General features: G+C 49.2%; 15 protein-coding genes. 12 read left to right on the plus strand and 3 right to left on the minus strand.

Annotated features, from left to right (window positions below; genetic code table 11):
* The first annotated feature begins 68 nt into the window (after nucleotides 1-68).
* The 12 genes from rpsK to AB1757_05805 all read left to right on the plus strand — a co-directional run bounded on the left by rpsK (nucleotide 69) and on the right by AB1757_05805 (nucleotide 9,281).
* Nucleotides 69-476 carry a 30S ribosomal protein S11 gene (gene rpsK, locus AB1757_05750; protein ID MEW6126524.1) on the plus strand — a complete coding sequence of 136 codons (408 nt, stop codon included), beginning with the start codon at nucleotides 69-71 and terminating at the stop codon, nucleotides 474-476.
* 170 nt (nucleotides 477-646) lie between these two features.
* The gene (gene rpsD / locus AB1757_05755) at nucleotides 647-1,285 is read left to right on the plus strand and encodes a 30S ribosomal protein S4 (GenBank protein ID MEW6126525.1); all 639 of its coding nucleotides are present in this window, start codon (nucleotides 647-649) and stop codon (nucleotides 1,283-1,285) included.
* 66 nt (nucleotides 1,286-1,351) lie between these two features.
* Entirely contained in the window at nucleotides 1,352-2,377 is a 1,026-nt protein-coding gene (locus AB1757_05760; protein MEW6126526.1) for a DNA-directed RNA polymerase subunit alpha, read from the plus strand.
* A 25-nt stretch (nucleotides 2,378-2,402) separates the two neighbouring features.
* On the plus strand, nucleotides 2,403-2,927 hold the full coding sequence (rplQ, locus tag AB1757_05765) for a 50S ribosomal protein L17 (protein ID MEW6126527.1): 525 nt from the start codon (nucleotides 2,403-2,405) through the stop codon (nucleotides 2,925-2,927).
* Between the two features lie 201 nt (nucleotides 2,928-3,128).
* On the plus strand, nucleotides 3,129-3,614 hold the full coding sequence (accB, locus tag AB1757_05770) for an acetyl-CoA carboxylase biotin carboxyl carrier protein (GenBank protein ID MEW6126528.1): 486 nt from the start codon (nucleotides 3,129-3,131) through the stop codon (nucleotides 3,612-3,614).
* A gap of 75 nt (nucleotides 3,615-3,689) precedes the next feature.
* On the plus strand, nucleotides 3,690-5,078 hold the full coding sequence (gene accC, locus AB1757_05775) for an acetyl-CoA carboxylase biotin carboxylase subunit (GenBank protein MEW6126529.1): 1,389 nt from the start codon (nucleotides 3,690-3,692) through the stop codon (nucleotides 5,076-5,078).
* Nucleotides 5,079-5,205: 127 nt separating this feature from the next.
* Nucleotides 5,206-5,814, plus strand: coding sequence for a thiamine phosphate synthase (gene thiE / locus AB1757_05780; protein MEW6126530.1), 609 nt, complete (start codon nucleotides 5,206-5,208; stop codon nucleotides 5,812-5,814).
* Between the two features lie 189 nt (nucleotides 5,815-6,003).
* A complete protein-coding gene (locus AB1757_05785) occupies nucleotides 6,004-6,438 on the plus strand; it encodes a carboxymuconolactone decarboxylase family protein (protein MEW6126531.1) in 435 nt (144 codons plus the stop codon).
* On the plus strand, nucleotides 6,425-7,420 hold the full coding sequence (locus tag AB1757_05790) for an alpha/beta hydrolase family protein (GenBank protein MEW6126532.1): 996 nt from the start codon (nucleotides 6,425-6,427) through the stop codon (nucleotides 7,418-7,420). The genes AB1757_05785 and AB1757_05790 overlap by 14 nt, the downstream gene beginning before the upstream one ends.
* Nucleotides 7,421-7,533: 113 nt before the next feature.
* Nucleotides 7,534-7,716 (plus strand): hypothetical protein, encoded by a 183-nt coding sequence (locus AB1757_05795; GenBank protein ID MEW6126533.1) that lies wholly within the window; start codon nucleotides 7,534-7,536, stop codon nucleotides 7,714-7,716.
* Nucleotides 7,717-7,750: 34 nt separating this feature from the next.
* The gene (locus AB1757_05800; GenBank protein MEW6126534.1) at nucleotides 7,751-8,545 is read left to right on the plus strand and encodes a transglutaminase-like domain-containing protein; all 795 of its coding nucleotides are present in this window, start codon (nucleotides 7,751-7,753) and stop codon (nucleotides 8,543-8,545) included.
* 31 nt (nucleotides 8,546-8,576) lie between these two features.
* On the plus strand, nucleotides 8,577-9,281 hold the full coding sequence (locus AB1757_05805) for a phytanoyl-CoA dioxygenase family protein (protein ID MEW6126535.1): 705 nt from the start codon (nucleotides 8,577-8,579) through the stop codon (nucleotides 9,279-9,281).
* Between the two features lie 116 nt (nucleotides 9,282-9,397).
* Here AB1757_05805 and AB1757_05810 read toward each other — a convergent pair whose 3' ends face one another.
* The 3 genes from AB1757_05810 to AB1757_05820 all read right to left on the minus strand — a co-directional run bounded on the left by AB1757_05810 (nucleotide 9,398) and on the right by AB1757_05820 (nucleotide 13,235).
* Entirely contained in the window at nucleotides 9,398-10,708 is a 1,311-nt protein-coding gene (locus AB1757_05810) for a tetratricopeptide repeat protein (GenBank protein ID MEW6126536.1), read from the minus strand.
* Between the two features lie 91 nt (nucleotides 10,709-10,799).
* Complete coding sequence (locus tag AB1757_05815; protein ID MEW6126537.1) at nucleotides 10,800-12,197, minus strand: FAD-dependent oxidoreductase; 1,398 nt, start codon at nucleotides 12,195-12,197, stop codon at nucleotides 10,800-10,802.
* Nucleotides 12,198-12,401: 204 nt separating this feature from the next.
* On the minus strand, nucleotides 12,402-13,235 hold the full coding sequence (locus tag AB1757_05820) for an MqnA/MqnD/SBP family protein (GenBank protein ID MEW6126538.1): 834 nt from the start codon (nucleotides 13,233-13,235) through the stop codon (nucleotides 12,402-12,404).
* Nucleotides 13,236-13,344: the final 109 nt, after the last annotated feature.

Consider the following 13,344-nt stretch of genomic DNA (forward strand, 5'->3'; position numbering starts at 1 on the left):
CTGAGGACTGAGGGGAAATACATTCTGCTCAGTCCTCAGCATTCAGTCCTCGTAACTTTTGGAAGGTTATGGCAAAAGCACAAGTAAAAAGCGGTAAAAAGAAAACCTTTAAGAAAAAAGAGAAGAAGATAATTCCGCAGGGGATTGTTCACATTCAAGCAAGCTTTAATAACACGCTGGTGGCAATCACTGACCTCGGAGGCAATTTAATCAGCCAGTCATCGGCTGGGGCGCTCGGCTTTCACGGATCGCGAAAGGGTACGCCATTTGCCGCTCAACAAGCAGCAATGAAAGCCGCTCAGGTTGCCAAAGATATGGGCATGCAATCCTGTGAGGTTCGCGTGAAAGGTCCCGGTTCGGGACGTGAATCGGCAGTCCGCGCGATTCAAACCATGGGCATCGAAGTGCGGGTCATTCGTGATGTGACGCCGATTCCACATAACGGTTGCCGACCGAGCAAACGCCGCAGAGTCTAACGCTTTTCGATATTGTTGTGAGGGCTAAGCGTTTTTCAACGCAGAAAAACGTCTAGCCCTTGCTTTGCATTTTAGTCAAACGCTTAAAAAGCGTTTTAAAGGATGAAGGGCTATAAAAGCCTGTAAACTTTTGATTCCCGGCAAGGGAAAGAAAGACGGAGGAATAAACATTGGCAAGGTATAGAGGTCCGGTGTGCCGTTTGTGCCGCCGCGAAGGAATGAAATTATTTTTGAAGGGGGAGCGCTGCTATAAGCCTTCTTGCCCGATTGAAAAACGAGGCCCACAACCTCCCGGTCAACACGGTCGCAATGCCCGCCGTGGCAAATTAATCGGTTATGGCGAGCAGTTGCGCGAAAAACAAAAAGTCAAACGCATTTACGGAATGCTTGAGCGTCAGTTCAGACTTTATTTTGAGCGTGCGGTTCGTATGAAAGGCGTAACTGGTGAAAATCTTTTAGCCCTGCTCGAACGTCGGCTCGATAACACAGTCTTTCGTCTGGGTTTTGCCACTTCTCGTCCTCAAGCGCGTCAACTCGTCAATCACGGTCATGTTACGGTAAACGGTAAAAAAGTTAATATCCCCAGTTTCCAGGTGAAAGTCGGAGATGAAGTTGCCATCCATGAAGGAAGCCGCTCGAATATTCATATTCAAAGCGCCTTTCAAACGGCATCGGGACGCGGGCGACCGAGTTGGCTCGAAGTCACCTCGGTTGAAGACATGCGTGGGCGTGTTGCCGCACTGCCGCGTCGTGAAGACATCGGTCAAAATATCAACGAGCAACTTATCGTTGAACTCTACTCCAAGTAATTTTTAATTTTTAACTGGCGATGGTTAGCTCTGCTGTAACCGTCGCCCAGACCTGATGAGGGACTGATGGAAAATACAGAAACTCAATTTTTAGTCGGATTTCAAAGACCCAAACGATTGGCTTGTGAAACGGAAACTTTAACGAGCCGATACGGAAAATTTTATGCTCATCCGTTTGAGCGTGGCTTCGGCACGACGATTGGCAATTGCCTGCGTCGCGCCCTGCTTTCATCGATTGAAGGCGCAGCCATCACTGCTGTTAAAATTGAAGGCGTTTTACACGAATTCTCATCGATACCCGGCGTTGTCGAAGACGCCACCGATATTATTCTCAATTTAAAGCGTATCCCGTTTAAATTGCATGGCGCGGGACCGAAAACTCTTCGCCTCACCAGCGAAACTGCCGGTGAAGTCCTGTCCGGCGCGATTGAAGCGGATGCCGATGTCGAAATTCTCGACCCCAATATTCACGTGGCGACGATTTCCGAAGGCGGTTCCATCGATATTGAAATGCGTCTCAAACGTGGACGCGGTTATGTGTCCGCTGAACGCAATTTCGACGAAGACCTGGCGGTTGGCTATATCCCGATTGACTCGGTTCACTCACCGGTAAAAAAAGTCAACTACACGGTTGAATCGGCGCGTCTCGGACAAGATACCGATTATGACAAACTGACCATCGAAGTTTGGACGAACGGTTCGGTTAAACCGGAAAATGCCGTTGGCTTGGCTTCCAAATTGATTAAAGACCATATGCAAATCTTCATCAATTTTGAAGAGGAGCCGGAACTGGTCGAATCGGAACCTGAAGAGGTCAAGAAATTTCCCGGACTCGATTCGCTCGACAAATCGGTCGACGAATTGGAACTTTCGGTGCGCTCATATAATTGTTTGAAGAATGCCGATATTCGTTCGTTGCGCGAATTGGTGCAGAAGACTGAAGCGGAAATGCTCAAGACGAAAAACTTCGGACGTAAATCGCTCAATGAAATCAAAGATATTCTCCATTCGATGGGGCTTGATTTCGGTATGCGATTCGATGAGCAGGGGCGGGTTATTCAAGGTCCGGGTAACGACGGCTTTGGCAAATAATCGCATTTTTTAAGAGGGATTTATCATGCGTCATAAAGTTGCACATAGAAAATTAGGTCGTACATCGGAACATCGCAAATCATTGCTCAGAAATCTTTGCACCTCACTTATCGTCAACGAAGCCGTCGTCACCACGCTTCCCAAGGCGAAAGAATTGCGCCCGTTTGCCGAACGCGCCATCACGCTTGGCAAACGCGCGCTTTCGGCAGAACCTGAACAGGCTGTGCATGCGCGGCGTCTGGCAGCCGGATATTTTCACGCCGGAAATACCAATCGCTTTCCCGATGGCACTTATAAACGCAAACAACCGAAACGCACAGCTGGCGTCTTAGCGGTGGATAAACTTTTCGGGGAATTGGCAGAGCGTTATTCGGAAAGACCGGGCGGCTATACGCGCATTCTCAAACTCGGCATCCGCAAAGGCGATGGCGCTGAGATGGCAATGATTGAACTGGTTGACCGCGCCGGTGAAAGCGAAGCCAGTACAGAACAACCGAAAGAAGCCAAAAAGAAACGCGGGCTTTTCGGGTTCGGCAAAAAATCCGAGTAGCTTGAGTTAAGGTTCAATTCGCTGCCGAAGCGATGAGGCAAATTTTTCTGCTCAGGTGAAAGGTCAAATAGTTTTAGGTGAAACAGATTCACCTGTGTCAGGTATTCAAGCCTCAACCATTGGCGGTTGAGGCTTTCGTTTTCTTGAAGTGCTAATTAAAGCAAAGGGCAGATTATTAAAATTCTAACCAAAGAGGCGAATATGGATTTAAAAGAACTCAAAGAGTTAATCAAACTGGTCACCGAAAAGGGCATCACTGAGTTCGAGATTGAACGCGAAGGCTTTCGTTTGCGCATTTGTCGTCCGAGTGAACTGCAATCGCAAACCGCGCCGGTCATTCTACATTCGCCTGCCGCTGTGCCGCTGCCTCAGCCGATATTACAGGTCGCAACTGCTCAGACGACCGCGCCTGTGCAAAGCGAAACGAAAGCGCCGGAACCGGAAGTTGAACTGCACATCATTAAATCGCCAATCGTCGGGACGTTTTATCGCGCGCCTTCACCGACCTCCGACCCGTTCATTAAAATCGGTGACAATGTCGAGCAGGAAACCGTCGTCTGTATTATCGAAGCGATGAAACTGATGAACGAAATCCATGCGGAAGTCACCGGCGAAATCGTCAAGATTTTTGTGGAAAATGCGCAACCGGTCGAATATGGTCAACCGTTATTCGGCGTCAAGATTTAGCTGGGATGTAGGATTCAAGTAAAGCGTTGTTGAGCACCCAATCCCTGAATCCTGAATCCTGAATCCTGTTTTTTTATGTTCAAAAAAATCCTCATCGCCAATCGAGGCGAAATCGCTACGCGAATCATCTGGGCTTGTAAAGAACTGGGGATTCAAACCGTCGCGGTTCATTCCGAAGCCGACCGTGATTCGCTGCATGTGCGTTTCGCCGACGAAGCCGTTTGCATCGGTCCAGCAGCTTCCGCTAAAAGTTATCTGAACATCCCGGCGATTATTTCTGCTGCTGAAATCACCAATGTTGATGCGATTCATCCGGGCTACGGTTTTTTGGCAGAGAATGCCTATTTTGCTGAAGTCTGCGAAGCTTGCAATATTAAATTCATTGGCCCGACGCCCGAATCCATCCGCACGATGGGCGATAAAGCGCAAGCTCGCGCCACCATGAAAGCCGCCGGTGTGCCGATTACTCCAGGGTTTGATGGCGTCATCGAAGACGAAGAAGAGGCATTGAAAATTGCCGGAGAGATTGGCTACCCGGTCATCATCAAAGCCTCAGCCGGAGGCGGCGGACGCGGTATGCGCATCGTTCGCAATCGCGAAGAGTTGTTGACCGCTTTGCCCGCCGCGCAACAGGAAGCTCAGGTTGCTTTCAACAATCCTGCGGTTTATATCGAAAAATATATTGAAATCGCCCGTCACATCGAAATTCAGGTTTTGGGTGATGCGCACGGAAATGTCGTGCATCTCGGTGAGCGCGAATGCTCTGTGCAACGCCGCCATCAGAAGTTGATTGAAGAATCTCCATCGCCGGCGCTCACGCCCGAACTTCGCCGGGCAATGGGAGAAGTGGCGGTCAAAGCCTGCCGCGAGATTGGCTATGTCAATGCCGGGACGATGGAGTTTTTATTGGATGAACATAAAAACTTCTATTTTATGGAGATGAACACGCGCATACAGGTCGAGCATCCGGTAACCGAATTTGTGACCAATACCGATTTGGTGCGCGAACAGATTTTAATCGCCGCGGGCAAGCCCATGGAATTCACGCAGGACGATATTATTTTTAACGGTCACGCGATTGAATGCCGCATCAATGCTGAATCACCGGAGACCTTTGCGCCATCCCCCGGACTGATTACTGCCTTAAACATTCCCGGTGGACCGGGCGTGCGTGTAGACACTGCTGCGTATCCTGACTGGTTTGTGCCGCCGCATTACGATTCGCTGATTGCCAAATTGATTGTTCATCACCGCACACGGGAGATGGCGATTGCCAGAATGCAGCGGGCGCTCGAAGCCATGATTATCGAAGGCGTCCTGACCACCGTTCCCATGCATCAGAAGATTTTAGCTGACCCGGATTTCATTGCCGGTAATTTATCGACGAAATTCATGGACAGATTTTTAACCGGCAAACCGCAAGGCAGTCGCCCCAGACAACACGAATCGGCAACCTCGAAATAGTCAGGCGGTTCGTTGCGCTCACAGGCTTGCGAGTCTGGTAAATTATCTGAATCCCGGTGGCAATTGTTGGCGATGTGCATCCCTCCATTGACTCACAAGGCTCGCAAGACCCGCTGGACTTTTTAACATGATGCTTCCGAAACTCTATCCCATTACCGATGTCAATCTGAGCCGTCTTTCACATGCTGAGCAAATCGAAATGCTTGCCGCAGGTGGCGCGACCTTGATTCAACTGCGGGAAAAGAAAGCCGCGCCACGCGAGTTTTACGCTGCCGCTGTTGCCGCGATGCGGGTAGCCAGGCGTCTCGGCGTAAAACTCATCATCAATGATCGCGTCGATATTGCCCTGGCGGTTGATGCGGACGGCGTCCATCTGGGGCAGGACGATTTGCCGCCCGAACAGGCGAGAAAACTTTTAGGCGAGCAGCGCATCATCGGCTATTCCACACATGACTTGAAACAGGCTCTGGCAGCCGATTTGATGGCGATTGACTACATCGCCATTGGGCCAGTCTTTCAGACCTCCACTAAAGAAAACCCTGACCCGGTGGTTGGCTTGGAATTGATTTCTCAACTCAAATCACAAATCGCAAAACCGCTGGTTGCCATCGGCGGCATCACCCTTGAAAGCGCCGCCTCGGTTTTATGTGCCGGTGCCGATAGCGTGGCAGTGATTTCCGACTTGTTCGTGACCGCAGACCTGTCCAAACGCGCCGCCGCATATTTAGCCCTTTAATCAACCTTTCAGCCTTTTAAACTCCCACGTTGATAACCCAACTGAGCGTATGGTAGAAGTTTCTATTGAGTCTTTTGACCCAGACCGAAAGTAAATGTGACGGTGAACGAGAAAATTTCGTACTGCACCTCATAGGCGATAGTTGGTGAGACACCTACGCTTTAACAAATCAAATAGGAGAGTTTGATAATGGATAACACTTCTTCCCAGACTGCGGATGTTCAGCCAGTCGAAACCGAAAATGATGTTCCGGTATTAAATCCGCAAAACAAACAACCGATTGAATCTTATTCGATGATGCACCCGAAAATGCGGCGCATCTACGGCGAATTCTACCGCGAAATTTATTACACCGACGGTAAAGTTTTAGATGGCAAAACTCAGGAATTGATTTCAATTGCGGCTTCGCTGGTCGCCAAATGTCAGGGCTGCATTGAAGGGCATATGAAAAAAGCCCTCGAACTGGGCGCGACGCCCGATGAGATCAGCGAAACCATTTCGATTGCCGCCGCCATCAATGCCGCAGCGATTATTGATTTGACCGATGTTGCCGCGAATAAATTGAACGTCAACCATTTCCCCAGCAAGGGACCTCGCTTTATGGTGCAAAATGAAAAGAGCTAATTTCCCTAATGTCGCTTTTGTTACGCTTGTCGCACTCGTGGCGGCAATTGGCGTCGCGGCGTTTTTGCGAATGACCGCAAACGCCGAAAATCAACAACCCTCTCAAAGCGCAACTCAAACAACCCCTGCAACCGATGGCAGCCGCATTGAATACGGGACACTGCAATCAACTGCGCTTGGACGCGACTTGCCGTTTGCCGTGCAACTGCCGCCGTCTTACGACAAAGATGCGAAACGCCGCTACCCGGTGCTTTACTTCCTACATGGCATGAATGGCAATGAGCGCGAGTTTGAAGCCCGCCACGTCGCCGATAAAGTGAATCAACTCAGACAAAGTCATGTGATTGGCGAAATGATTATCATTGCGCCGCAGGGTAAAAACAGTTTTTACCTGAATGCCAAAAACGGCGAACAGTATGAAGACGCGATTATCAAAGATTTGGTTCCTTATGTGGAGAAGACCTATCGCGCGGTTGGCACACGCGATGCGCGAGCCATTCAGGGCATTTCAATGGGCGGCTTCGGCGCGCTGGTCTTGGCATTTAAACACCCGGAAATATTTTCATCGGTGACGGCGCATTGCGCGGCAATTTTTTCGGAATTGCCCGACGTTTCAGGCGCTGACCGTTATTCGCAATTCCGACGGCAACTGGTCGGCAAAATTTTTGGCGACCCGCCCGATGCTGAATTTTTCAAAGCCAATAACCCGACCGATGTGGCGACCAGCAATGCGGCATCAATTAAGAAAACCGGCTTGAAGATTTATTTCGATGTCGGCGAACAAGATCGTTATCAATTCGCCGCGCCGAATAAAACCTTTGATGAACATCTGACCAAACTCGGCATCGCCCACAAATTCAACCTCTTTCAAGGCAATCACGGCTGGGAGTATATGATTTCGGTTGCCGATAATTCTTACGGGTTTTTGTGGGGCAATTTCAAAGTCGGTGGTAAACCGCTTTCGGCGCAAAGTTCAAAATAAGCGCGAAGTTTTATGACGACCAATCTTCCAGCAACATCTCCCGCTCAATTGCCAGCTACGAAATCTGACGAATTCATTTGCAAGTTTGTCAGCTGGCTGATTCGGTGGCGGTGATGATTGAAGGACAAGCGATTGCGCAAAATCCTCGTGCGCGATTTGCTGCCTTAGTTTCTGAAAACTTATCCGATGGTTGGCTGTGTTCGGTTGCCTATGCAAACCGGCGCGGTTCATCATCGGATAAATTTTTGTGCGGGAAAAAATTTCGCTACACTGTAAGCGATGCAGAACTCGTTTAGAGCAAATGCCCGGAATCGCTTTGCTGAAATCGTCTTGCGAAATGAAAGCGACATTCGGCTCGGTGAAGCGGCGCTTTTGATTGCCGCCGAAGAATATCCGCGCCTGGATGTCGCGCTTTATCTGGAAAAACTTGAAAACATCGCCCAGCACACCGCATTTCGCATCGGCAATGCGACACACGTTTTAGACATCATCAATGCCATCAACACCACGCTTTTTGATGAACTCGGTTTTCAAGGCAACCGCGAAAATTATTATGATCCGCGTAACAGTTTTCTGAATGAAGTGATTGACCGACGACAGGGCATTCCCATCACGCTTTCGGTAGTTTACATCGAGGTCGCGCGAATGCTCAGGTTGCCCATTCAAGGCATAGGGCTTCCGGGACATTTCATTGTCGGCTATTTGAAGGAAACGCCGCCGATTTTTATTGATGTGTTCAATAATGGACGATTGCTTGGTGAAAACGCCTGTGCCGATTTAGTCGCAGGGATGAGCGGCGGCAAAATCAAATTCAATCCCAACCAACTTGCGCCGGTGACGAAAAAACAGATGCTCACGCGCATGCTCGCGAATTTGTTGAACGTTTATGCGAGCAGCCAGGATTTGCGCCGCGCCATTTCTGCAATCGAAAGAATTCTTTTGCTCATGCCGGATTCCTTACCGCACATTCGCGATTATGGATTGTTGCTTGCGCAGGTTGAACGAAACAACGAAGCGATTGCCCAACTGGAACGCTACCTGAAACTGGCTGCAAACGCTGACGATGCCGAAACGATTCGCAAACAAATCAAGTTATTGCGCCAGGAACAAGCGCGATTGAATTAGTGTGTGATTCAAAACATCCAATCACCTGCTTATGCGAAAATTTGATATAGAAAAATTCAATCAAGATGGGTTTACAATCATTGATGATTTAATAAGTAAGGACACTATTGAAAGTCTTCTCCAGGAAATTAACAATGCGCCTCAAACAAATGCAGTCAAAAGAAAAAATCAACAGGTTTATGCGATTCGAGATTTGCTGAACGTCATTCCGACTGTCGAAAAACTCGCTGCCTCTTCAGATGTGAAGAAATTGGTGGAGTGGGTCATTGGAAAAGCAGTTGTGACGAGAGGCATCTTGTTTGACAAAATTCCGGTTGCCAATTGGATGGTCGATTGGCATCAGGATTTGATCGTCGCGGTGAAAGAAAGCAAAGCTGTGGAAGGTTTTCAAAATTGGTCGGTGAAATCCGGAATCACTCATGTGATGCCGCCGGTTGCAATTTTAGAGCGAATGCTGACTGTACGGATTCATCTTGATGATGTTGATGAATCGAACGGGGCATTGCTGGTTATTCCAGGCTCTCACAAATTTGGATATTTACGTGATGACAAAACTGAAGCGTTGAAGTCTCAAAAAAAGGTTTTATGTTCCGCGTCGAAGGGCGGCGCATTACTTATGCGACCTTTGCTTTTGCATTCGTCCCATGCAGGAAACCAGCCCTTTCATCGACGAGTGATACACCTTGAATATTCACCGGACATCCTTCCCGGCGGATTAGAGTGGTATGGAGCGTGAAAGCGTAATTGCTTGTGGCAATTTACTCTCCTTGCTACCCATCGAATTGGAATCAACCCTCAAAACGTTGCGCAGTTAATCACTCCGAACGGCAAAACAGGCTGACAGAAGTTTACCTACTTCTTTCGTTTCTTTTGAATTTCGGCAATCAGTTGTTCGGCTTTGCTGTTTTGGAATTCCAGGTTGCCGGTATTTTTCTGCATCGCCGTATTCAATTCTCTCATTGCGCGGTCGAGGTCATTGTTTTTCTTTGAGTTGGAAAAGAAGATGCCGAGATGATAATTCGCAAGACCACTTGTAGAATCCCATTGCACAGCTTTTTCCATATCTTTTATGCCGTCTTTTTCGCCTTTGAGGGCGCGCGCGAGTCCTAATCCTGCCTGTGCCGCTGCATTATTCTTTTCAATATCGAGAGCTTTGCGGAAAGTCTCAATCGCTTCTTTATATTTCAAGCCGATGCGATAGGCATTGCCGAGTCCGATATAAGCCACCGCCCATCGCGGTTCCAGTTTGAGTGTCGTGAGAAAAGCCGATTCCGCGCCGCCAAAATCGCTTTCAAATAATTTGGCAACGCCAAGTTGATACTGCGCGGGCGCAAAGGCTTCATCTTTGGCTATCGCCCCTTCGAGTTCGGTTTTTGCGGCGTTGAGTCCATCGGCATTGCTCCCGGTTTGCCAATCGCGCAAAGCTGTGATGGCGCGCAGATAAGCGGCTTCGACCTGTGTGCGAGTATCGTCGGGTTTGAGTTCAACGGCTTTGGTCGCGGCTTCGGCAGAACGCGCCATTTCATCGCGCCCGACTTTGCGCCAGTTGGTGACACTGGTCATAATGGTCGGCTTTGCCGATTCCACCAACTTTGCAGCAAGTACGCCGCGCATCTGTTCAACCTCCGGGCGATTCGGATATTTGCTTGCCAGTTTCAAAACCAAATCATAAGCATTCGGCGCTTCGGTGCCGATGAGACTTCCGGCGGCAATCAGGGATTCAAACTGTTTGGTCGGTTCTTCGAGGTCAGGTTGCAACTTGAAAACCAGCGTCGGCGATTCGGTTCCCGCATCGAAAATCTGTGACCCTGCCAAATAGCCGTCTTTTTTTACCTCGACCGTATAACGACCAAGCGGCAATTTTTCCAACTGATATTTGCCCTCTTCGTTGGTCGTGCCGCGTTTGTTGCCATTGATAAACACCGTTGAGTCGGGCGGGTCGCTCAAGACCGTGAGAATCACGGTTGGCGCGGGTGGGGTTTTCGGTGGGGTTTTCACAGGCGTTCGATCAGGATTTTTTGCAGGCGTCTTGCTTGGGGTTTTCGGTGGCGTTTTGGTCGGTCTTCCGGTTGGGTCTTGCGCCAGGGCGTCAAGCGAAGTTATTGCCATTACCGAAACTGCCAAAAGCGCGAACAGAATAAAAAGTTTTTGGTTTCGCAACATGATCATCACCTCAGTCGGGTATTATACAAAACCTCAAAACAGCTACAAATAATTTATTTTCGGCGCTTAGGAAAATTGATTGGCGAAAAAATCAGAATTTGCGAATGATTTCGAGCATATCGGCAACCTGCCAGACTTTGACGCGCGGGCGATTTTGCTCTTTGCCGCGCGCCAGTTCATAAGCATCCACTTTTTTCCAGTCGGCATAGGTCACATATTCGACGCCGCGTTTTTTTAACAGGTGTTCGATTTCAACCGGGTTGCGATGTTTATCGGAAACGCCACGAAGCTTCGGCAAATCTTCAATCATTGCGGCAACCGTCGAAAAGGCGTCGGGTCGATTGGTGCCGATGACGCCGCTGGCGCCGCGCTTTGCCCAGCCGACAACATATTCGCCCATGACCGGTTCGCCGCTGGCGTAATAGACGACGCGCCCCGCGACATTGGGAATGCGATAGCCCGCTTCGTCAAACGGCACGCCGCGCAGCGGAACGCTGCGATAACCCACCGAACGCAACACCATTCCGGTTTCGATGGTTTCAAATTGTCCTGAGCCTTTGGCGCGTAAAATTCCGTATGAATCGGAAACCAGTTCGTTCTTTTCAATTTTTACCGAATGAACGATACCATTTTTACCCCGCAATTCGATGGGCGAAACAAAAAAGCGCATACGAATGTTGCGTTTGGCTTTTTGATTTTTGCGCTCCGCGTATTCGCGCAGAACGGTCATATTTTTACTGACCATTTTATGCGGCACCAGTGTGTCCTGCCCGATGCGGTCGGGTTGTAAATCTTCGAGCGAAACAAAAATATTTGCGCCCGTCAGGTCGCTCAGCTCCTTGAGTTCAGGCGTCGTGAAAGCCGCCTGTTCGGGTCCTCGACGACCAAGCATCACGACTTCGCGCACCTTGCTTTTCTTTAACATTTTGAGGGCATAATCAGCGATGTCCGTTTCCGCCAAGCGTTCCGGCGGCGTAACCAGTATGCGCGCCACATCCATTGCCACATTGCCATTGCCGACGACGACCACCCGTTCATGCGATAGATTGAATTGCCAACCGCAATAATCGGGATGCCCGTTGTACCAGTTGACAAAGGCTCTTGCCGAATAGATGCCGACCAAATCTTCGCCGGGGATGTGCAATTGCCTGTCGGCTTGCGCGCCGACTGCGTAAACCATCTGGTCATAATATTGTTTCATCTCTTCGTGCAAAACATCCGAGCCGAAAGTGACGTTGCCGAAATAGCGTACACGTTTGTCGCTGGCGATCTTATCGTAAATGCGGGTGACCGATTTGATGGCTTGATGGTCTGGGGCGACGCCTTCGCGCACTAAACCGAATGGCGGCGGGAAGCGATTGAACAGGTCAATCGTGCAATGTAAATCAGGTTGTTTGAGTAAGGCTTCAATGGTGTAAAAGCCTGCGGGTCCTGCACCGATAACCGCTATGCGAGCAGGTCTTTCAGGTGTGCCGACAGAATTATGCATAAAGATTTCCCGGACGACTGGTATGGATTTACGCAGGAAGACGTTTATTCTGAGGCGAAATACTTTTTCAAACAGGCGAGTCTTTTATCAATTGCAGATGACTCGCCCGATAAATTTGGTAATCAGAATATTCACGACTTGCTGAACGCAGTCAAAGACCGCTTCTTCAACGTCGAAAATCGTTTGGCAAATCAGGTGATTCTTTTAAGCAAATTCCAATTCAACCGGGCTTGGAATAATCCCGGCTTTATAGGCGCGTTCGAGCAACAACTGTACTGCCTGACGTCCGCGTTCGCCGTAATCAATGGTCAAATCATTGACATACATGCCGACAAACGTATCGGTTAAATCTTCAGCCATGCCGCGACCATATTTCATGCTATGACGAACGCCGGCTTCGCGATGCGCGAGTCCGTATTCGATAGACTGGCGTAGCAAATCGGAAATTTTTTGAATGGTTTCCTGCCCCAGCGATTTTTTAATCGCGTTGCCGCCAAGCGGCAACGGCAAGCCGGTCTCTTCCATCCACCATTCGCCGAGGTCGATGATTTTATGAAAGCCCCGCGCTTTGTACGTGAGTTGCCCTTCGTGAATCAATAACCCGGCTTCGACCTCGCCGCTTTCAACTGCATCCATGATTTTATCGAAAGGGATTTCAACGGTTTTCACTGCGCCCAAACACAAGCGCAAAGCGAGCGCCGAGGTGGTCATTTTGCCTGCAACTGCGATGGTTTTGCTTTTCGCTTCATCAACCGTCAGGGGATTTTTTGAAATCAGTAGCGGTCCATAATTATCGCCCATCGAGGCGCCCGAAGTGAGCAGCGCATAATCTTTCAAAACATAGGCGTAAGTGTGTATCGACACGGCTGTGACATCCAATTCAGCTTTCAGGGCGCGGTGATTGAGGGTTTCAATGTCTTCGATAATATGACGAAAAGTTAAATTGCCGGTATCGATTTTATCTGCCGCGAGGGCATAAAACATGAAGGCATCGTCCGGGTCAGGACTATGCCCCAGGGTGATTTCTCTCTTTTCCATTTAATCAATCGCGCCGAAGCGCATCTCCTTAATAATGAGTCGGAGTTTTCAGAGTAACTCCGCGAGTAATTGTAAATTGGCACTATAGCCAGCAGCAGGTAGCTTTCGC

It is taken from the genome of Acidobacteriota bacterium (assembly GCA_040754075.1).
GTDB lineage: Bacteria > Acidobacteriota > Blastocatellia > UBA7656 > UBA7656 > JBFMDH01.